The sequence below is a fragment of the Nonomuraea spiralis genome (assembly GCF_014648435.1).
In the GTDB taxonomy this organism is placed as follows: Bacteria; Actinomycetota; Actinomycetes; order Streptosporangiales; family Streptosporangiaceae; genus Nonomuraea; species Nonomuraea spiralis.
Window position 1 is genome coordinate 38,801 of sequence record NZ_BMRC01000041.1, and the last position, 22,045, is coordinate 60,845.

At 63.5% G+C, this 22,045-nt stretch carries 9 protein-coding genes; 8 read left to right on the top strand and 1 reads right to left on the bottom strand.

Annotated features, from left to right (window positions below; genetic code table 11):
- Positions 1-121: 121 nt before the first annotated feature.
- Positions 122-370: a hypothetical protein gene (locus tag IEZ27_RS54590; RefSeq protein WP_229825027.1), complete on the bottom strand. Its 249-nt coding sequence runs from the start codon at positions 368-370 to the stop codon at positions 122-124.
- A 65-nt stretch (positions 371-435) separates the two neighbouring features.
- Here IEZ27_RS54590 and IEZ27_RS48560 point away from each other — a divergent pair, with 65 nt between their 5' ends.
- From IEZ27_RS48560 to IEZ27_RS48595, 8 genes are all read left to right on the top strand, one after another.
- On the top strand, positions 436-723 hold the full coding sequence (locus IEZ27_RS48560) for a hypothetical protein (protein WP_189653467.1): 288 nt from the start codon (positions 436-438) through the stop codon (positions 721-723).
- Between the two features lie 835 nt (positions 724-1,558).
- Entirely contained in the window at positions 1,559-5,869 is a 4,311-nt protein-coding gene (pglW, locus tag IEZ27_RS48565; protein WP_189653450.1) for a BREX system serine/threonine kinase PglW, read from the top strand.
- Between the two features lie 23 nt (positions 5,870-5,892).
- A complete protein-coding gene (pglX, locus tag IEZ27_RS48570) occupies positions 5,893-9,540 on the top strand; it encodes a BREX-2 system adenine-specific DNA-methyltransferase PglX (protein ID WP_229825028.1) in 3,648 nt (1,215 codons plus the stop codon).
- A gap of 5 nt (positions 9,541-9,545) precedes the next feature.
- Complete coding sequence (locus tag IEZ27_RS48575; RefSeq protein ID WP_189653452.1) at positions 9,546-13,358, top strand: PglY protein; 3,813 nt, start codon at positions 9,546-9,548, stop codon at positions 13,356-13,358.
- A complete protein-coding gene (pglZ, locus tag IEZ27_RS48580; RefSeq protein ID WP_189653453.1) occupies positions 13,355-16,126 on the top strand; it encodes a BREX-2 system phosphatase PglZ in 2,772 nt (923 codons plus the stop codon). The genes IEZ27_RS48575 and pglZ overlap by 4 nt, the downstream gene beginning before the upstream one ends.
- Complete coding sequence (gene brxD / locus IEZ27_RS48585; RefSeq protein WP_189653454.1) at positions 16,123-17,430, top strand: BREX system ATP-binding protein BrxD; 1,308 nt, start codon at positions 16,123-16,125, stop codon at positions 17,428-17,430. The genes pglZ and brxD overlap by 4 nt, the downstream gene beginning before the upstream one ends.
- Before the next feature lie 2 nt (positions 17,431-17,432).
- Positions 17,433-19,547 carry a DEAD/DEAH box helicase gene (locus IEZ27_RS48590; protein ID WP_189653455.1) on the top strand — a complete coding sequence of 705 codons (2,115 nt, stop codon included), beginning with the start codon at positions 17,433-17,435 and terminating at the stop codon, positions 19,545-19,547.
- Between the two features lie 1,291 nt (positions 19,548-20,838).
- A complete protein-coding gene (locus tag IEZ27_RS48595) occupies positions 20,839-21,609 on the top strand; it encodes a helix-turn-helix domain-containing protein (RefSeq protein ID WP_189653456.1) in 771 nt (256 codons plus the stop codon).
- The last annotated feature ends 436 nt before the right edge of the window (positions 21,610-22,045 follow it).

The following is a 22,045-nucleotide window of genomic DNA, read 5'->3' on the forward strand; positions in this document are numbered from 1 at the left end:
GCCCCGACGCAGGACCTCGCTGACCACGGCCTTCAGTCGGTTCGAAGCGGCGGTGTCGACGAGAACTCGTCGCGGTCGGCCACCAGGGGGTGCGAGGGTGAGTTTGCTGATACCGGTTTGATCATCGCCCGTAGGAGGACGGGCCATGCCACGGCCGGATCGGTGTCGGCGACGAACGCGTGGGCCGGTCGGTGAGCTGCTCGACATGCCGCAGCAGCGCCACCTCGATCAACTCCCGCTTGGTTCGGGCGGTGGCTTCGCCAGCGCAATCGCTGCTGCGGACCACGCCGACCCGATGGGGCTCGGTGCCTACCGGCGGCATCCTGCCGACTTGAGCGGTGATCAGTTCGGACTCGTAGGCGAAGATCACGCCTGGATGCGGTCGCGCAGGCCCAGCTTGGTGAGGAAGTGGCTCACGTGGGTCTTGGCTGTGGAATGGCCGACGCCCCCGAGGCGGGCGGGCGGCTTACGTTTGCCAGCCGCGAGACCGGCACCCACACCCGCGTCCGCCACGACCGCATCGACCAGGCCGGCGTCGTCATCCTCCGCCTGGCCGGAGGCCTGCACAACATCGGCGTCGGCCGGACCTACGCCCGAACCTGCGTCATGCTCCTGATCGAAGATCTCGACGTCCGCATCATCGACGCCGTCGCCGGCGAACTCCTGTGGGAGCTGACCGTCGACCCGACCCGCGACTATCAGCCACAACAGCCCAGACAGTAAAGAAAACCCTCGAACCTGCGGTCCTGCCGCAGGTTCGAGGGTTTCCGATGTCTCGCGACATCACAGAGTGCCCCCTTCGAACCTGCGGCACCCGCTGTAGGAGAGTGGAGGTTCCTTCGTCTGTTCAGTTGCTGCGACCTGGGTAAACAGCCTGTGTGTCACCTAAGTCATACAAGATCATCCCATGCATATCCCGGGCTAGTTAATCGGACCATCGCGGGCGCGGGTCTGATTCCCGGCCGTGCGCGTGTTGGAGCACATGCTCGAGCCCAGCGTGACGAGACAGGGGATGAGGCATCGTTGGTCGACGCCGTCGGATCAGCCCTACCGGAGGCGATGTAAGTCCCGCGTTCCGCGCAATGGAGCAACGGCATGCTTGTTGACCAAGGGGTTCGCTTTCGCGGCTGCCACAGGCCGCGTCTCTGGGTCCTGACGTTTCCGCAGATAGCGAGGTCACCCGGCGAAGCTCCCCGGAGGCCTGACCGAAGGCCGTTGTAGGCCCGCTGTAGGAGCGATGATAGAGCGCCGATGCAAGGTTCTACCTGGATACTGCCTGTTTGTCCTGATTGTAGGGTTTTGCCTATGCCGTTTCGTGACCCATTGTTGGCCTCCCACCGCAATCACCCGTTTCGCTGACCTGGGCTGTTGCGATCGCCTAGAGAAATGGATGATTCAGGCGGACTGTAGAGATTCTGCAGGTCAGACCGTTCTTTGCGTCGCCAGGCGAGGGTGGATTCTGCGGAACGCAAGTAAGTCGGTGGCCGACGCTTCACCAAGGCGGTAAAACAGTGACATCCTGTCGACCGACGGGGAGACGGATGAGGAGGGGCTACGCGTGGCTGCCGGTGAAGGGCGCTGGAACCAAGAGTTCCCCTCTCCGTTCCCCTGGGAACAGGAGGGGCTCGATCACGTCCGGAGTCTCATGCCGGATGTCGAGCCGTACCGGGCCTGGGCGACGTTCACTTTCAGTACGCCGGATGGCAGATCCCCTGAGTGCGACCTTCTGGTTTGTGCGCCGGCTGGGCTTTTCCTGATCGAAATGAAGAGCCATCCGGGCCGGATCGTTAACCATGGTGAGAACGGAAAGACATGGATCTTTCACCGGCCCGGTGGCAAGACCAGCAGGATGACTAACCCGTTCGCGGCGACCGACCGGAAGGCCAAGGAGCTGAAGGGGCGCCTGAGGTGGGCGGCGCGTGAGCTCAGAGTGAACGAGAGTCTCATTCCGTTCATTGATGCAGCCGTTTTCCTCTCCGATCCCAGCTTGATAGTCCAACTTGATCAGCAGCAGCGCATCAAGGTCTTCGGCCGGGAAGGTGGCACTAATGGCCTGCCCCAGGTCTGGAGTGATCTGATTAACCGGCCCCCGCGAAGTCGGCATGATCAGGTCAAACCGGACTTCGACCTGCAGCTATCCCGCTTGATGCGCAAGATCGGGGTGGAAGGGTCTCGGCGCTACCTCCAGATCGGCCGCTGGAAGATGGACAGCAAGCCCATCGATGCGGGCCCCGACTGGGAAGATCGGCTTGCCCACGACGCTGACATGGCTGGAGATCAGCGTCGCATCCGCATCTACCTCTCGCGGAGGCTTGCTTCCGCGGCGGATCAGCGGATGACCGAGCGCGCCGCTCGGCGCGAGTACACGGCGCTTCTAGGGCTCACCCACCGCGGCGTTGTACAGGTCGCCGATTACCAGGTGCACGAGGCCGGGCCAGCGGTGTTTTTCCGGCACAAGGAAAGCGACGAGCGCCTCGACCGCTACCTCGACCAGTATGCCGAGACCATGGACCTCGCCGTCCGGCTCGACATGGTGCGCCAGCTCGCCGAAGCGCTCAACTATGCCCACCAGCGACACCTCTACCATCGGGCCCTGGCCGCCCGCTGTGTCTGGGTGTCGGCGAAGCCGGACGGCAGCAGGCCGGTGCTGCGGATCGGCGATTGGCGGACCGCGACCCATACTTCTGACTCCACTGGCCTCGGTAGCCTGGAGCCGACATCGCTTTCCGGCCGGCAGGTGTCGTCCGAGACTCATGTGTACCTCGCGCCGGAGTTCGACCAGCCTAACGCCGACCCGCTCGGGATGGACGTGTTCGGGCTGGGCGCCCTGGCGCACCTCATCGTCACAGGCAGGCCTCCGGCTCCGAGCCGTAGGGAGGTAGCTACGCGGCTGAAGACGGATTCGGGACTTCTGCTCAGCACATTGGCAGACGGCATCCCCGCGGTGTTGGACACATTGGTGTGGCAGTCTACTCAGCCGTACTCGCAGAACCGTATCCACGATGTGCCCGACGTCCTAGCCTTCCTTGGGAAGCTCGACGAGGTTCAGCAGGAACTCGCACGGGTGGACGACGATGACGTCGATCCGCTCGACTTGGTCACCGGCCAGGTAATCGACGGTGAGTGGCAGGTCGTCCGGTCGCTCGGCACTGGATCCACGGCCAAGGCGCTGCTTGTCAAGCGGCTTGGTGAGGGCATCGAAGAGGAGTTCAGAGTCCTCAAGGTCGCGCTGGACGAGGAGAAGGAGGAGACCCTCCGGGAGGAGGCCGCTGTGCTGCGCCTCCTGCACGACTCCCACGTAGTGCGCTGGCTCGATGGGCCCACGGCGACCGCTGGACGCATGGTCATGGCCATCGAGCAGGCCGGTGAAGAATCGCTTGGCCAGCGCATACGCGATAAGGGCCCGTGCAGCATTCACGAGCTGGAGAGGTTCGGCGATGACCTATTCTCCGCTCTGGATCATCTTGCGGGGCGTCAAGTTTGGCACCGCGACATCAAGCCGGAGAATCTCGGGATCCGTCGCCGCCGGGACCGCTCACAGGAGCTGGTTCTCTTCGACTTCTCCCACGCCAGGGCCCCCGAGCGGGACGTGGGGGTGGGCACCCGGGCCTACATTGACCCCTTCATCGGTACTGATCGGCGTCCTGTCTACGATGCGCACGCCGAGTGGTATGCCGCGACGATCACCCTTCACGAGATGGCCTCGGGTGAGAAGCCGGTGTGGGGTGGTGGTGACGCCGACCCGAAGTTCACCGATGAGGAGCTGCCCGCGATTGCTGTCGAGGCGTTCGAGGCAGAGCTCCGCGATGGCCTGCACAGGTTCTTCGCCAGGGCGCTGCACCGTGACACCGACAAGCGGTTCCAGACGTTGCGCGAGATGCGCGACGCCTGGCGTGCGATCTTCACCGAGCTCGACGCCGAGCGTCCGCCCACTACAGCTGCCACCGCCACCACGGAGCCGGAGAGCACCGAGGAGGCGCGTGACCTCAACGCCGCCAAGGCGGCCCTCACCACGCCGCTTCGAGAGGCGGGGTTGTCCCCGCGTGCCGTAGCGGCGGCAGCTGGCCTTGGTGCACAGACAGTCGGTGAGCTGCTGGCCGTGCCCGCATACAAGGTGACAAAGGTTCGCGGCGTGGGCCGGACGATTCGCAATGAACTGCTCCGCCGCATCCGCCAGTGGAAGCCGCTCGCAGACGTCGTCCCCCACGGCGGGGTGGAGCCGGCTCTGCGCATCCAGATCGGCTATCTCGACGACTTGATCCTCTCCCTGCTGCCTGGGCGCGGGCACCGGACGTCGAAGGAGGGGGAGGCCGTCAGGCTATCGCTGGGTTTGCCTGATTCATCCGGCGCTATCCCCGAGCTGGACCCTTGGCCGACGCAGAAGGCTGTGGGGGCGCTGCTCGGGACATCCCAGGTAACTGTATCCCGGCACTGGCGGACCTCCAGCGACCGGTGGCTGCTCGACGACCACGTGACGCGGTTACGTGAGGACGTTCTCGATCTTCTGAACGAGGCGTCGCGCATCATGGAGGCATCCGAACTCGCGGCTGGGTTGCTTGAACGGCGCGGTGCGCGCGCTGAGGATGAGCGGACCCGCCTTGCCTATGCGTATGCGGCGGCGATGATCGCGGTGGAGAGCGAGCGACGCACCGAGAAACTCCGTGGTGACAAGCAGGGCGCGGACGACTCGATTGAATCGGAGCCTCGCCTCGACCGGAGTCGGCATGGGTCGAATATGATAATTGCGCTGGAGTCCCTGGACGACAAGTCGCTGCCCAATGGGGCCGAGCTGATCGACTACGCTGTCCGCCTGGGGAGGCGGGCGGACGAACTCGCCATGCTGGACCCGCTCCCTGGTCCCTTAACCGTGCTCCGTGAGCTTCGCGGCAGCGTGAAGTCTCCCAACGGTCTACCGACGATTCCCGATAGCCGACTGGTAGCCCTCGCTGCCGCGACCTCCGTCACGGCGGCGGCGACCGCTAGGTTGGAGCTCTATCCGCGTAACCTCGGCCTGGACCGGGCACTGAAGCTTACTCAGGGCGCGATCAACCCCGGGCCTGACGGTCTTGATGCGGAGAAGCTGTTAGCACTCGTCAAGAGCCGTTTCCCTGAATCCACCTTTGGGCTAGGGCAATACCCAACTCCACGCCAGGTCGAGGCAGCACTCGTAGCGGCGCTCGACAAAGCAGGGCTCGAGCTGATCTCGGAGGGTGGCCGGTTCCACCGCAGGCAGGTTTCGGGGACGATTAGCGCGCTCTCGTTCTCCGCCAGTCGTACCCGGGAAGCAGTTACCCGCCCGGCTGTGGTCGTGGATTCGGCCGCTATGCAGCGGATCACCGGCTCCGTCGGCCGAGGAGGCTTCCTCGCCCTCAACGTTGACCTGCGACGCGCCGACCTCGCTGCCCGAATCCTTCCCGAGTCCCTAGATGTAGAGCCGGTCGACGTGGGAGCTGTGTTCCTGCATGCCCTGGCAGACTTGGCAATGGAACGGGACCGGCCATGGTCGGACCTGCTACGCGCCGACGAACGCTTCAGCCGGGACCGCGTCATCCCCCGTGGTCTCGCCGGCTACGTGCGGGAGGCGTGGCAGCGTCTGGCCACCCGCTTGTCGCAACCTTCCGGTACGGTGCTGCTCCACAACGGTGGCGTGTTCGCCCGTTACCCAGGCGGACGTGAGCTTCTGGTCGACATCCAGCAGGCGGCGCGGTTTGGGCGCCGTGGGGCTCGCGGGGTATGGCTGCTCTGCCCCACCGGAACACCCAGGCAACGGCCCACTCTGGATGGTCTGCTGGTCGAGGTCATCGGTGAGAACGAGTGGCTGGAGCTGACGGCTGAACTGCTCAGGTCACTGGGCGAGAAAGCAGCGTAGGCGGCAAAGTGATGGAGCCTTCAGTGGCAGGTGTCGACCGCGAAGCTCTCAAGACCGATCTGCAGAGGCAGGTCAAGCTACTGATTGAGGATCTGCGGGAGCGCAGTGCGGAGAACGAATTCGCCGACAGACTGGACACGGAGTACCAGGCCGCCCGCAGGGCAAAGCGAACGGCGAACGGCTTTGGCGTGTGGCGCGAGGACCGCGTCATCCAGTCGGCTGTTGCGTGGGTGCTGGCGACCGTGTTCGTTCGGTTCTGCGAGGACAACGAGCTGATTGACCTGCCGTTCATCGCTGGCCCGGGCGAGCGGCTGGCGTTGGCGACGGAACGCGCCGAAGAACGGTTTCGCACCGCTCCTATCGACGCTGACGCCGACTACCTGACTGCCCGCTCGTGGCTCATCGCGTCATTCGACGCCCTGTCGGCGTCGCCGGTGGCTGCGGGGCTCTTCTCGAAGCGCCACAACCCGATGTGGTCGATCACGCCGTCACACGATGCCGCCAAACAACTCCTCGCCTTCTGGCGTCGCACCGATGAGTCGGGGGCCATCGTCCACGACTTCACCGACCTGTCTTGGAACACCCGCTTCCTCGGCGACCTCTATCAGGACCTGTCCGACCATGCAAAGGATGCCTACGCGCTGCTGCAGACGCCCGACTTCGTGGAGAGGTTCATCCTCGACCTGACGCTGACGCCTGCGCTGGAGGCTTTCCCGCTTACCGAGGAATTCCGATTGATCGACCCGACCTGCGGTTCGGGCCACTTCCTTCTCGGTGCTTTCGATCGCCTGCTGGCCGGATGGCGGAAGAAGGCTGAGGGCGTCAACGACTGGGAACTGATCCGGCGAGCCCTGAACTCGATCCACGGTGTCGACAAGAACCCCTTCGCGGCTGCCATCGCCCGCTTCCGCCTACTGATCGCCGCAATGAAGGCCGGTCAGATCAAGCGCCTTGCCACCGCCCCCGCCTTTCCTATCAACGTTGCCGTCGCTGACTCCCTTTGGCACCACTCGCACAGCGGACGAACGGGCACCTTGTTCGATATATCGGGTGAAAAGACTGGGAAAGATCGACCTTTCACCTATACAGAGGAAGATATCTACGACTATCCAGGCGTCCTGGAACGAGGGAGCTATCACGTCGTCGTCGGAAATCCGCCTTATATCGCCGTACGGGACTCGGCCGAGCGGGAGGCCTACAGGAAGGCGTTCAAGGATGTCTGCGGGGGAAAGTATGTACTCTCAGTTCCGTCTGTCGCCTTGTTCTTCGAGCTTGCCCGTGGTCGGCGTAGTGGCAAGCCAGGGTATATCGGGCAAATTACGTCTAACTCATTCATGAAACGTGAATTCGGCGACAAGCTTATCGAGAATTATCTGGCGCAGAAAGTGGAGCTAACTCACGTTATCGATACGTCGGGAGCCTATATTCCTGGCCATGGAACTCCAACGGTGATTCTGGTTGGCCGTAACCAAATATCGCGAATCGGCGGCATGGTGCACGCCGTGCGGAGCGTTCAAGGAGAACCGAATATTCCTGATGATCCTTCTCGTGGGCACGTGTGGAAAGAGATTGAGGAACATGTCGAAGACGCGCGTTATGAAGGTAAGTGGATCACAGCCGGTCTTGTCGATCGAGCGCGCTACTTCGGTAGACATCCATGGGTGCTTGCCGCCGGAGGTCTGGAGCTCATCGAGCAGTTGGACAAGGTTTCTCAAGGGCGGGTAGATAGTGTAGCTGACTCGGTTGGGATCACATCCTTCACTCTGGAAGATGACGTTTATCTAATGTCGACATACACTGCATGTCGGCGTGGAATAACGCCAGCCTGGCGGCGGCGCATGGTGGTGGGCGATAGTGTGCGGGACTGGGGTCAATTGGACGGGGAAGTCGCGATTTTCCCCTATACTGCAGATTTTGAACCGATCGATGTAGAGTATGTCAAGCCCCTTTTGCTGCATATGTGGCCGTACCGTACGGTGGTGTCGAATAACGTTCTCTTTGGTGGAAAGACGAAGATTCAGGGTGGCTTGAAGTGGAGTGAATACGGTCGCTTGACTAGCAGGAAACTTCGCACCCCCTTTGCGATCACTTTCAGCGAGATGGCAACCCATAATCACTTCTCTTTCGGTCGAAGCGGAAGTGTATTTAAAAATTCCGCCCCCGTGATCAAGCTGATGGATGGCGAGGAGGCTGATTCACACCTGGCCCTGCTCGGAGTTCTTAATAGTTCGGTAGCATGTTTTTGGCTGCGTCAACGCTGCTTTCCTAAGGGGGGGAGTGGCATTGGTCGGGGAATTCAGCCGGAGGCATGGATGGAGCGATACGTTTTCAATAGTTCCAACGTTGAAAAACTGCCATTGCCAATTGGTAGGCCATTGGAGCTTGCTCGGGAGCTGGATGGGCTCGCACAGGAATTGTCGGTGCAGGTTCCCTGGGCGGTCTGTATGAATGGTGTGCCTACGCGAAAGCGGTTCGACAAAGCCAAGACAGCGGCTGAGTGGATCAGGGCGCGGATGATCGCCTTGCAGGAGGAATTGGACTGGGAGACCTACCGGCTCTACGGGCTGATTTCTGAGCGAGAGGCCGCAGAGTTGCGGGCTGACCCGGCGACAGTGCCCGACATTCGGTTCGGCGAGCGTGCCTTCGAGTTCGTGCTGGCCAGTCAGCAAGATGCGGGCGAAGTTGATACGCACTGGTTCCGGCGGCACAACGCGGAGCCGGTTAGGGAAATCCCGGCGGAGTGGCCGGAGGCCTACCGGCGGGTGGTGGCCAAGCGAATCGAGATCATTAGGCGTCGACGGGACCTCGCTCTGATAGAGCGACCCGAATGCAAGCGGCGTTGGCACCAGAAGAGCTGGGCTGACCGCGAAGCTGAGGCCATCAGGGGTTGGCTGCTGGATCGGTGCGAAGACAGCTCGCTGTGGTTCCGGAATCGTGGGGGTCAGCCCGATCCTCGTGTGATGACGGTCAATCAGCTTGCCGACGCGCTGCGCCGGGACGTGACGGGCCAGGGCAAGGACGTGCTGTCTGTTGCCGAGCTGTACGCACGAGACCACCTGGGCAAGCCCGACCTGGACGTCGCCGCTGTGCTCAAGATGGTCATCGCTGACCAGCACGTTCCGTATCTGGCGGCGCTCCGCTACACCGAGGCGGGGCTGCGTAAGCACGTGCAGTGGGAAGAGGTCTGGGATAAGCAGCGAAAAGAGGACAGGACGGGAGAGCGGCTCGACATACAGGTGCCGCCCAAGTACACCGGCACCGACTTCACCTCCAAGGCGTTCTTCGACCTGCGTGGCAAGCTCGATGTGCCGAAGGAGCGTTTCACCTCCTATCCGCAGGCCGGGCCGGACGGTGATGAGTCCCTGCTGATCGGCTGGGCTGGGTGGAATCATGGGGAGCAGGGGCTGGCCCTGGCTAGGCTGCTCGCCGAGCGCGTTGATGGCGACGCCTGGGGTAAGGAGCGCGTGGTCCCGCTGCTCGCCGGCCTGGCGGAGATCATGCCGTGGGTGTGGCAGTGGCACGCTGAGAAGGACGAGTGGGGCGACTCGTTAGCGGAGGACCTTTCGTCGGTCCTAATGGACTACCAATCCCGGTACTCCCTCAGCCAGGATGACCTCAAAGCCTGGCGGCCGGAGAAGGCCGCCCGTAAACGCCGCGCGAAGAAGGAGTAAACGCTGTGAGCAGGCTGCTCCGCGACCTCATCGACATCCCCCGGCGCGTTGACCCAGGGGACTTGGTGATGGACATCACCGCGACGTTCGACGCCACCGAGCAGGCGGTGCGCGATTACGTGGTGACCGACCAGCTCTACGAGAAGCTGGACGAGGCCCTGGAGCTGATCCGCACGGCGGTGCAGACACCGCAGTCAATGGCGGCCTACCTTCACGGTTCCTTCGGCTCGGGCAAGAGCCACTTCATGACGATCCTGCACGCCGTCGTGAATCGTGAGCCGGCGGCTGAGAACAAGCCGCGGTTACAGCCGCTTGTCACCAAGCACCAAGCGTGGATCCAGAACAGGCGCTTCTTGCTGGTCCCCTTCCATCTGGTGGGTTCGGAGTCGCTGGACGCCGCGATCCTCAGCGGATATGTCAAGCGGGTCCGCGAGCTGCACCCCGAGGCATCCACGCCTCCCGTCTACCGGGACGATCACCTACTGGTCAACGGCAGGATCCTGCGCGAGCGGATGGGCGACCAGGCGTTCATCGACGCCCTCCCGGGGCGGGCCGCTGACGAGGACGACTGGGACGACGACGCTCCGGCAGCGGATCCATCCGGCCCTCGCACGCCTTGGACCTGCACGGAGCTCGACGCCGCCTTCCACGCCCCTCCAGGTGACCAGCTGCGCAACGAGCTGATCAGTGCTTTGCTCGACAGCTTGCTATCGGCTTATAGAAGCTCCGTCCACGGGGATCGCACTGCGTTCGTCCCGCTGGAGACAGGGCTGGCGGAGATCAGCCGACATGCCAAGAACATCGGATACGACGCCGTTGTGCTCTTCCTTGACGAGCTGATTCTCTGGCTCAATGGTCACCTGGCGAACCTGGAGTTCGTCACCACCGAGGCCAACAAGCTGGTGAAGCTGGTCGAGAGCGGAGATGCGGGCAGGCCGGTGCCCATCGTGTCGTTCATCGCGCGGCAGCGCGACATTGCCGAACTCGTCGGCAAAGAGGTTGCCGGTGCAGATGTGGTGAGCCTCGAAGACACCATCAAGTACTTGGAGCGAAGCTTCTCCACGATCACGCTCGCCGACAACAACCTGCCGGACATTGCCCAGGAGCGGGTGCTCAAACCTAAGGACGATGCCGCCAGGAAGATGCTGGACGAGGCGTTTGCACAGCTGCCCCGTGACCGCTCTGAAGTTTGGGACACGCTGCTGGACGCTAGCGGGCTGACCCACGCCGATGCCGAAGCGTTTCGAAAGTTCTACCCATTCAGCCCTGCGCTGATCAACACCCTGATCGCCATTTCAGGTGCCTTGCAGCGGGAGCGGACCGGCCTGAAGGTACTGCGGGAGATGCTTGTTGCCCGCCGGGACGACCTTGAGGTGGGGCAGCTCATCCCACTCGGCGACCTGTGGGACATCCTTTCCGACGGCGCCGTCCAACCGTTCTCCAACCGGCTCAGGCACGAGTTCGAGGCGGCCAAGGATTTCTACGACAAGAAGGTTCGGCCGTTCCTGCTGCAGACCCACGGCCTGACCGCCGCCGACCTGCGCAGCCTTCCGCACCAGCATCCGTACCGGATGGACGATAGGCTGATCAAAACGTTGCTGCTCGCGGCGCTGGCCCCCGACGTTCCAGCGATCAAAAAGCTTACCGCCGGAAAGGTGGCCGCGCTCAACTATGGCTCGATCCGCACCCGGGTCGAAGGGATGGAGCCATCCAAGGTCGTTGAGCGGCTGAGGCAGCTCTCCGGGCAGTTCGGCGAGATCCGTTACACCAAGGACAGCGAGACCCCGGTCTTCAGTCTGCATCTCACCGGGGTCAACATCGATGCGATCCTGAGCGAGCTGCCGGCGAATGTGGACACCGAGGGCAACCGGCAGATCCTGGTCAGGGACCTGCTGTGGAGCGAGTTCGACGTGGCCGACCGGGAGTCGTTCAACCCGCATATCGACGTGGTGTGGCGGGGTACTAAGCGGACCGTCGGGCTGGTCTTTGGCAACATCAGGGACGCTGGATCTCTCTCCGACACACAGTTCGACTTCGATCCGCCAGAGGAGGCCCGGATCGTCTTCGACTTTCCGTTCGACACCGGCACACACAACCCGCACGAGGACCTGTCCCGGATCGGCGACCTCCAGCAGCGGGGGAAAAACGGGCCGGTCATCTGCTGGCTACCGTCCTTCATCACCGCCCAGCGTCGTGATGACCTCGGACGGCTGCTGAAGTTGCGGTATCTCCTCGGGAACGACCGGCGGATCAACGAGTTCGCCTCCGGCCTATCCTCGCGGGATCGGCAGAAGGCTCTCAACCAGATGGCGTGGCTGCGAGATTCGCTCACCTCGGAGCTGAAAGGTGTCCTCAAGCAGGCGTACGGAACGTTGCAGCCAATGCAGACGAATATCGCCACCGAGGTCGATGAGCACGTGGTGTGCATGGACGCCACTCATCGACCCCGGCTGCACGTCGGCCACAGCTTCTTCGACGCTCTCGTCTATCTGACCGACAACCTATTCACTCATCTCTATCCTAAGCACCCGGACTTCGACCCTCAGAACAAGTCCCGCGCGGCGGTCCGTGCCGCCGAGTTGCGTACGGTGCTGGACGTCATCACCGTGGTGGCCGCTGAGGGCGGCCGGGCCGAAGTAGAGCGGAACAGCCGCAAGGTAATGTATAAGATCGCGCACCCGCTGCGGCTGGGTGAAATGCAGCAGGAGGCGTTCTTCAAGCTCGGTAACGAGTGGCGCGACCGGATCAACCAGTGGGCAGGCAACGTTCCGGTGCTCGATGTCAAGGACCTCCTGAAGTGGTTGGAAGAGAATGAGTTGCGCGGCACCGACCGTCTGGTCCGCAACCTGATCGTCTCCCACTACGCCCTCACCGACAACCGTATGTGGATCCGGCACGGCACGCGGGTCTCCGCCCCGTCGCTAGACGGCATCGACACCACCTACTCGCTGAGGGCTCAGGAGCTGCCGAGCCAGGACGACTTCGAGACCGCTTTGGAGCGAGCCCAGCGCCTGTTTGCCGTGCCGATCCGCAAGGTGTACTCGGCGCCCAACGTCGGCAGGCTCTGCTCTGCAGTGCGTGACAGGGCCGCACACCTTGTGGGCCCGAACACCGGCCTGGTCCGTGCGCTGGAGAAGCGAGCGGGCGAGCTGGGCATCGACGCCGACGCCCGGCAGGGACGCCTGCATACCATGAGGGTCGCCGCCGACCTGCTGGCAAGGATCGGCAGGCTTGACGAGCCCACACCCCTGATCCGCTTCCTTGCCGGTGAGCGTCTTCCCGCCACCGATGAAACGGTCGGAACGAGCATGGCGCAGGCTGAGGCCGTGCGGCGGGCGCTCGAGGTCGAGACGGACTGGACTCTCATCAAGGATTTGCGTGAGCTGGGCAAGCGAGAAGGGAGCATCGGGACGCAGGCTCGGCGGGTGCTCGACAATCTCGCGGACACTGCCAATTCCGACGAGTCGAGCGATACCTCCCTTCCCTCGGCGCTCAAGGACGTGCGGGCCTCGGCGATCTCGTTGCTTCGGGAGGCCAGCAACGCCACCATCCAGCCCGGGCCGGTCACTCCAGGCGATATCTCGCTTCAGGGTCAGAACCCAATGTCGGCCGATCAGGTGCCTGTCACGGTCCAGGCCGGGGACACAGGCTTGGTTGGAAACGACGCCCAGCAGGGTAGTGCGGACCAGCGCAGCGGTGGCGTGCGACGGGTGCGTGCGTCCGAGCTGGATGAGCTAGTCGCCGAGCTGCGGCGAGTCTTCTCGAAAGGGCCGGGCGTCGAACTGGAGATCGGCTGGCGAGCGGTGGGCGGCGAGTGAGCGACGCCCCACTCCTCAACGACCTGGTGGTCCGCGAGTTCGTCCGGACCCTGATGCGGCGAACCCACCCGCCTACGCAGGACATCATTCTGCTGTACGGAAGGTACGAACCGGGCGCGCCGACCGAGCTGAAGGTGGAGGAACGGCAGGTACGCGTGGCTGACTGCCCGTCGGTGCTCAGCGTGCTCGAAGCCGAGGTCGGCCACCCCGGCGGGCTGCTCGTCATCGTCACACCTCGGTCCGACGATGAACTAGGGAACACCTTGCGAAGCCGCGCCGTGAAACAGCGGGCGCTGCGGATTCACCGCTGGGAGATCGTGCTGCAGAGGTTCGGCGCTCGCGAGCGGGACCCGCGCCTGCGTGACCTGGATTGGGTTGCCGAGGGCTTGTTGTCCATCGGCAGACGTGACGGACTGAAGGTGCCGGGGACGATGCTGGATTACGACACCGCGTTGCGTTGCCTGGTCCAGCATCGGCTCGGCCTCACCTCCGACGCGCCCGACATCACTGACCTTCTGACCTGGACGCTGGAGCGCACCAACGTGTCTCGGTTGGACGAGCTGGGTCCGGACGAGCGTGTGGGACTGGAGGACTGGCTGGTCAGGACGGCTGGCCCTGCGGCATATCCCCTTTTCGCACTGGTTCGCAACGGGAACGGAACCGATGCGCTGCCCTTCGCGCTTGTCGCCGAAACGTTGTGGAAGGCCGATCTGTCGCAGGCCGACGCGAGCGACCAAGACCCGGTGGCGGCCCAGGGCCGGGCGCTGGCCTTCGGCCGGGCTCAGGGCCGGGCGGAAGGCTATCTCGGCCGCCTGGTCGATCCAGGGGAACTCCTGGCGCTGGCGAAGGCCGCCCGCGGCATAGTAACCCTGTGGATTGGCAGGGCCGCCGACACAGATCCTGCTTCGGCGACGACTGGGCAGCTACTCGACTTCGTCCTGCGTCGCGCCGACCAGCTTCTTTCCTTGTTTGGCGCCGGGGCGCTGGCCGGGCACAGCTCGGTGCTCCCTTCCGCGCTACGGGCTCGGATCGACGAGCTGGCAGCGCTGCTGATCCCCGAAATGCCTGGCGAGCCGGGACCGCGTTCTGCCAAGAGGGACGGACAAGGGTTGGGTGCCGTCGAGCAGGCGCTGCACGCTGTCGAGGATCACGAGCTGGCGAGGCTGCGTGCCGAGGAGGTCGATCCGGCGCGGATGGCGGTGCGGCTAGTGCGCTGGCTCGTCAATCCTGATCAGCCGCCCGCCACTGTGGCCGATGGCATCAAAACGCACGTCCGAACGCTGGGCTTCGTGGACCGGGCCCTTGCCATCCTGTGGCTCGGTGACCCATCCGCCTCCCCAGCGACGGCCGAGGCATACGCACGCATCCACGACCAGGCTCGAGTCGTCCGGGACCAGGTCGATGAGGGCTTTGCTGGAAGACTAGCTGCCTGGAGCCAGGCCTCTGCCCCGTCCGATGGGCTACTGGTCGCAGAGAACACGATGGAACGAATCGCGCTCCCTCTCTCCCGCGGCACTGACCCGGCGCCTCTGATCTTGATTCTGGACGGGATGAGTAGTGCCGCCGCGTCGCGACTGGCTGAGCAGATCCGGCAGGCGGGCTGGGTGGAAGCGGCCCGCGATGCGTCGGGACGAGAGGCGGCGCTGGCTGCAATTCCGTCGGTGACCAGGGTCAGCAGAGTTAGCTTGCTCTGCGCGACGCTCACCAGCGGTGGGCAGGACATCGAGCAGGCAGGATTCACGGCCTTCTGGCGGCGCCACCGGATCGATGCGGTGCTCTTTCACAAGGGCGACCTGGCCGGCGGGGCGGCCCAGCGGCTGTCGAGCCGGGTCAACGATGCGATCAGCCGAGCGGAAGGCGACGAACGTCAGGTTGTCGCGGTGGTTCTGAACACCATCGACGATGCGCTCGACCGGGGCCCGGCGAAGGCCGAGTGGGCCGTCAACGAGATCTCATACCTGGCCGAGCTCCTTACAGCCGCGCGTCTGCGGGGCCGCCCGGTCGTCCTGGTATCCGACCATGGCCACGTACTGGAACGCGAGCGCGGGCTGCCCTCGGGCGAGGACGCCACCGCAGCCCGCTGGCGGAGCGCGAACATCCCAGCCAAGAATGGGGAAGTCGAGCTGAGCGGGCCCCGAGTGCTCCTAGGCGGTGGCACAGTGGTCGTGCCATGGCGTGAGACGATTCGCTACACCCCCCGAAAGGCGGGCTATCACGGTGGCGCAGCCTTGGCGGAGATGACAATCCCGGTGCTGGTCTTCCTACCCTCGGCTGATGCATCCCTGCCGCGCGGCTGGCACCTGCTTCCACCAGAACGGACTGTCCCAGCATGGTGGGAACCTGGCACGTCCTTCCAGGCGGCCATGCCCATAGCGCCAGCTGAAGTCAGGCAGAGCAAAAAGGCCCTTCCACAGGTGGACGCGCTGTTTGCTGTCTCGGAAATTCCGGCTGTCTCCACGTTGGGGGAGAAGGTGGTCGACACCGAGACTTACCGGGAGCAGCGGAGATACGTCCGCAAGCCGCCGAAGGACGACTTGGTCTCCGTGGTCATCGACGCGCTGATCGACGCCGGAGGGACCCTGTCAGTCGAGGCCATTGCGGAGATCGCCTCCACCCAGCCGGTTCGCGTGCCTGGCCTGCTCGCCACGCTACGTACCCTGTTGAATGTGGAGAGCTATCCGATCCTTGCCGTGATTGACGCTGGCCGCACCGTCACACTCGATGAGGAGTTGCTGAAGACACAGTTCGGCTTCCGGGAGCAGGGGTGAGGCCCACCGTCAGCCCTGCCCGTCGACGTGAAGTCATCGACGCGTTGCGACGCGGCACTGTCCCGACTGCTGGCCTTGATCTTTTCGCGGTCGGGCTGGAGCGGTTCGAGAATGCAATTGACGAAGAGCTCGGTAAGGTCGCCGAGCAGGGGGCTGCCTTCAAGGCGGTGCGGGGCGAGTATGGCTCCGGCAAGACATTCTTCGCCCGGTGGCTCGCCGAGCGGGCGCGCAGAGGAGGTCTGGCGACGAGCGAGATCCAGGTCTCTGAGACGGAGACACCGCTACACCGGCTGGAGACCGTCTACCGGAGGCTTGCCGAACGGTTGTCCACGGCTGCGCATCCGCCCAGCGCGCTGCGCGACGTAGTGGACGCGTGGTTCTACACCCTCGAGGAAGAGGTCCTGGCTGCGACACCGGACGCTGACCTCACCGCAACTGTCGAGGAGTTGCTTGAACGGCGACTCGCAGCCGTCGCCCGTACGACGCCGGCATTCGCTGCGGCGCTTCGTGGCTACCGCCGTGCCATGATCTCCGGTGACGCGGCGACGGCCGAGGCGTTGCTCGCGTGGCTGGGCGGCCAGCCGCATGTGGCCGCCTCGGCACGCAGATTCGCCGGCGTGCGGGGCGACCTCGATCATTTCGCGGCACTTGGGTGTTTGCAGGGTCTTCTAACGATCCTGCGTGACTGTGGGCACCCCGGTCTGCTCGTGGTGCTGGACGAGATCGAAACCCTCCAACGGGTGCGTGGCGATGTGCGGGAGAAAGGTCTGAACGCGCTGCGTCAGCTCATCGACGAGATCGACTCCGGGCGATTTCCCGGGCTCTTCCTGGTTATCACCGGCACACCGCAATTCTTCGACGGTCATCAGGGAGTACGGCGACTCGTTCCCCTTGCCCAGCGACTCGCCACCGACTTCGCTACAGATCCACGCTTCGACTCGCCGCGAGCTGTCCAGCTACGCCTGGGGGGCTTCGACCAGGAGAAGTTGGAAAAACTGGGCCGGGCCGTACGGGATCTCTACGCAACAGGGTCCAAGGATTCCCATCGGATCGCCTCATCGGTGGATAACGCCTATATTGGTTCGCTCGCCGCTGCCGTCACCGGGGAGCTCGGCGGTCAGGTCGGCGTCGCACCTCGAATTTTCCTCCGCAAGTTGGTCGCTGACGTGCTGGATCGGGTCGAGGAGTTCACCGACTTCGATCCACGCCGACACTACGCCCTTACACTTTTGTCTGACGAGCTGAGCGAGGTGGAGCGCAACGCCGTTGCGTCACGGGCGGACGACGTCGAATTGGATCTCTAGCCATGGATGCGCTCCACCCGTCCCTGGTTCACCACATCGTCAACACCCTCGGCTGGCGGTCGCTGCGCCCCCTGCAGGCGGCGGCCATCCGGCCGGTGCTCGATGGTGCAGACTGCCTGCTCCTCGCCCCGACGGCCGGAGGCAAGACTGAGGCCGTCGTGTTTCCAGTACTGTCAGCTGCCGCCTGGGCTGACTCCCCAGGCCTACGCGTGATCTACGTCTGCCCGCTCAAGGCGCTGCTGAACAATCTGCGTCCCCGGCTCGACGACTACGCCTCCTGGCTAGGACTGTCCGTGGCTCTCTGGCACGGTGATGTGGGAGCGGGTCAGAGAGCGGCGATCCTGCGGGAACCGCCTGACCTGCTACTCACCACGCCCGAATCGCTCGAAGCCATGTTGGTGAGCGCCAAGGTAGAACATGCGGCTCTGTTCCGGGGTCTACGCACGGTGATCATAGACGAAGTTCACGCTTTCGCTGGTGACGACCGCGGCTGGCACCTGCTGTCGGTACTGGAACGCCTCACCCGGCTCGCGGGGCGTCCAATCCAGCGAGTCGGGCTATCGGCTACGGTGGGCAACCCCGACGAACTACTGGCCTGGCTGCAGGGGGGTAACCGGGGTGTTGTACCAGCTGAGGTCGTCAACCCCTCCTTCGGAGACGCCGACGCTTCCTCCACTGGGATCACTGCTTCTCCCAGCCACAGCACGATCATTCCTGTCGATCTCGAACTAGACTTCGTCGGTTCCGTGCTCAACGCCGCCAAAGTAATCGCTGCGCTGCACAAGGGGGAGAAGCGGCTGGTGTTCTGCGACTCACGCAAACGCGTAGAGGAGCTCGCCGCCGCACTGCGGGCACTCGACGTGACGACCTATGTGTCACATGCTTCCCTCGCGCTGGACGAGCGACGCGCGGCAGAGGAGGCGTTCGCATCGGCGCGCGACTGTGTCATAGTGTCGACTAGTACCTTGGAGCTCGGCATCGACGTCGGCGACCTCGATCGGGTGGTTCAGCTGGACGCTCCGACCACTGTCGCGTCGTTCCTCCAGCGGCTCGGCCGCACTGGGCGGCGGTATGGAACCGCGCGGAATTGCCTGTTCCTAACCCTCTCGGACCAGGGCCTACTCCACGCTGCCGGGCTGTTGCTCCTTTGGTCGCAAGGTTGGGTGGAGCCGGTCAAGCCGCCGCCTTCTCCGATGCACATCGTTGCACAGCAACTGTTGGCGCTTTGCCTACAGGAGAACGCAGTGGGTGATCACATGTGGCGTTCCTGGTGGCCCGGTTTGAAGTTCTTCGACGAGGCGGAACCCATCCTGACGTACCTCGTCGATCGGGGTTTCCTAGAGCGCGACGGCGGCTTGCTGTTCATCGGTCCGGAAGCCGAGAAACGCTTCGGCCGACGCCACTTCATGGAGCTCACCGCCGTGTTCACGGCACCGCCCGCGTTCATCGTGTTCGCGGGGCGTGCTGAGGTAGGCACCATCGATTCCACCATGCTGGCCGAGCCAGTCGAGGGGCCGCGACTTCTGCTGCTTGGTGGGCGCAGCTGGAGGGTCACGGCGGTGGATTGGTCTCACAGGCGTTGCTTCGTCGAGCCAGCAGACGGAGGCGGACGGATCCGATGGTCCACAGATGGTGGAGGCCCCGACCGGTCGTTTCAGCTCACGCGGGCGATGCGGGCCGTGGTGCTCGGGGAAACTCCTTCGGTGCGGTTGACATCGCGAGCCGTGCAGCGTCTTGCACGGATCCGCGACGACCTCCGGCTAACCGCGCAGCCCGACAGCACTGTGCTGCTCCGTTCGAATGACGCTAGCGCCCGATGGTGGACCTGGGGTGGTACGCGCGCCAACGCCACGCTGATCGCCTCCATGCCGGGCATCTCCCGTGATGGACAGCGCGTGGGTCCCTTGAGCGTGCTTCTACGACACGATGTAACATTCCGCGAGCCAAAAGAGAACCTCAGGCCGCCGCGCGCCGATGATCAAGCGCTCAAGGGACTCAAATTCAGTGCGGCGCTGCCCGAGGACATCGCGCGCAATGTTCTCGCGGAGCGACTGGCCGACGCCTCAGCCGCTTACGCGATCCTGCGAGAGCCCCGACAAGTAATCAACCTACCTTGAGAGCCTGCTTGCAAACGGGAGTCAGCTGCGACGTCGAGCCGTCTTCTTCCTGGTCAAGCGGCAGATCGAAGGGCAGCGCACCATGGGCTGGCGCGAGGCACTCATCGAACTTGAATCGCCTATCCAGGTCGCATCAGTAAAGACCGGCCTCTAGCCATCAGGACGATCTTTACACACTTGAAGTGACAACCTCGCGGATCATTGCGTCTCTGCCTGGTACGCGAGGACGTGACTTAGAGGCGGATCTCGCTAGTTCTTTCGCCTAACCTCCCTACAGGTAGGGATTCCGGGTGTTAGTCGACTAACCTAATCCGACCTCGACCTAGCGATAGAGGTATGACCTAGTGGTCTAGACTGCTCCCTTCGTCTGAGAAGCGGAGGTATGGAGCAGGGTTACACCAGTCGTCGTCCTCGCTCCATTCGCCGTACATGAGTCCGCAGTGTTGGCAGGGCGAGGTTGGGGTAAGTTCAGCGGGCCATGCGTGCCACATGATCATCCTGGAGGATGGGCACCGTGCAGTAGTCCCCACGGTGACTTGCCTGGTTGGCGAACCAGGTGGCGACTTGCAAATGCCACCTGGCAGGGCCCTGGCATCGTGTTCCTCTTGGGAGGCGATCAGACGTCAGGGTATGTGGCGGGGGGTCTGGAGAGGCTGTGATCGATCTTTGAGCAGGCCACGCTTGAGCGACTCCTAGGTCGCTTTGCTGCAGCGTGGTCGGCAACAGATCGATATCGGCCGTTCAGTAAATGACCCATCCGGTGTACGCAGAGCTAAGGGCCACAGATATAGTGCACAGCAGTGCTCCCTCTCGAGAAGTGTGGAATCAGCCCGCTAGTGCGGGCAGGGTGGGGGCGTCGGCCTGGCGGTGATGGGAATCGAGAGCGGCAATCTCTCGGTGTCCCCCGCTGGGCCGTCCCCGTATGGGGGTTCCTCTCTTGCCTTGTCGTCCTCCAGGTGTTCGGTCCTAGCCGTCAAGCCTACACCTCCTCGGACGCGCGATTCGCCCCATACGTTCCGCCAACGCAACCGTGATCTCTATCACGGCTGCAGGCAAGGAGCTGGCCTCATTGGCTCGCGAGATGCCGAAGGATCGAGCGCCTTGGCGCGTGTCTTGCAGGGTCTCGGGCCGCATCTCAAGCTAGAGCTAGACGTGAGTCTGCCTTCCGGCAGGGGCGCCATGGAGGGCCGGATGCCCATGGGAAGCCATGCAGCGGAGGGAATCGATTGCGTCTATGCAAGACAATAGCTAGGGTTCAGTTGCGTCGACATGAGAACGCGGGAGTATAGCAGTGAGTACTGACAGCAACACCACTGAGACGCAGTTTTCGGTTTGGCTCACGCAGATGTCGCGAGCCATGGGCTACCCAACAGACGCATCTCTGGCGGAAGCCCTAGAGATCAGCCCATCGACAATCTTGAGATGGCGTCGTGGTAGCAAGCCGTCGATCACTCACCTTGTGAGTTTGAGCGAGGTGCTCGGTGTGCAGCTAGTGGGGCTGCTTGCGCTGACCGGTCATGCCGATCCGGATATCCTTGGTTCGCGGGCGAAACTTCCTGAGCCGCCGTCACCCATCACGGAAACCGTACGCCGTATCAGGAGCTCAGCCCTAAGCGATCACGTAAGGGGTGCCCTCGCTAGATATTGGGACGGTCGCCTAGCTGAAGAACGGCATCGAGTGTACGAGCTGATCAGAGTTCTTGAGGGTGCTGAACGTGGTGAAATCGATGTGATCGATGATCTCCTGAAGGTTCTCTCTCTAGCGTCACAGCCTGGGCTGCCTAAGCACTTGGTGACCCTTTTGAGAGAGGTTACATCAATCTTTGAGTCGGGGGGATCCCGCCGGCGGGCCAAGCGTCCACTGTTCAGTCGGCTTCAATTCACCGTTCGATCCACCGAATCAGGGCGATATCGACTAGAGATGCAGAGTTCGGAAGGGTCGATGCTCAACTCGCTGGAGGAATTTGAAACCTCTCAGGAGGCGGTGGAGCAGCTTGAGCGCATGCTGGGCTTCGAGCCAGAAGGCGTACAGATTGATGAGAGCTCGGCTCCCTCAGAATAATGACATTCAACCTCTTTCGTCCCTGGTGGCAAGGCGCCCATCAGAGCGTGATCGTGGGCTTTGCGTTCGCCTGGCGATGCAATAGCCCCTGGTAGATGGATTGATCGCCACAACCATCACCGTCGCCGCCAGGAACCCTGGATGCTGTTCTACCGTGCCGCTGTCGTTTGTCGCCTCTGACCATGAACTACGTTGCCGGGATGATCCGTTGGCTCCGTAAGGCGAGCAGGTCCATCTGACGCAGGCTCAACCTTGGCCAGCAGGCGCTGCTGGTGTCGCTCTACCCGCGTAAGGGCGAGACGTTCACCGAACGCGATCGCGGTGATGGACGTGGTGTCGCAGTATTGGCCGGCCACCGTCGTGTCGCCAGAGGAGGCATCCGAGGCCGAGATCGCCTGCACCCACGCCTGGACGTGCTGGGCAAGGCTCACCTGCT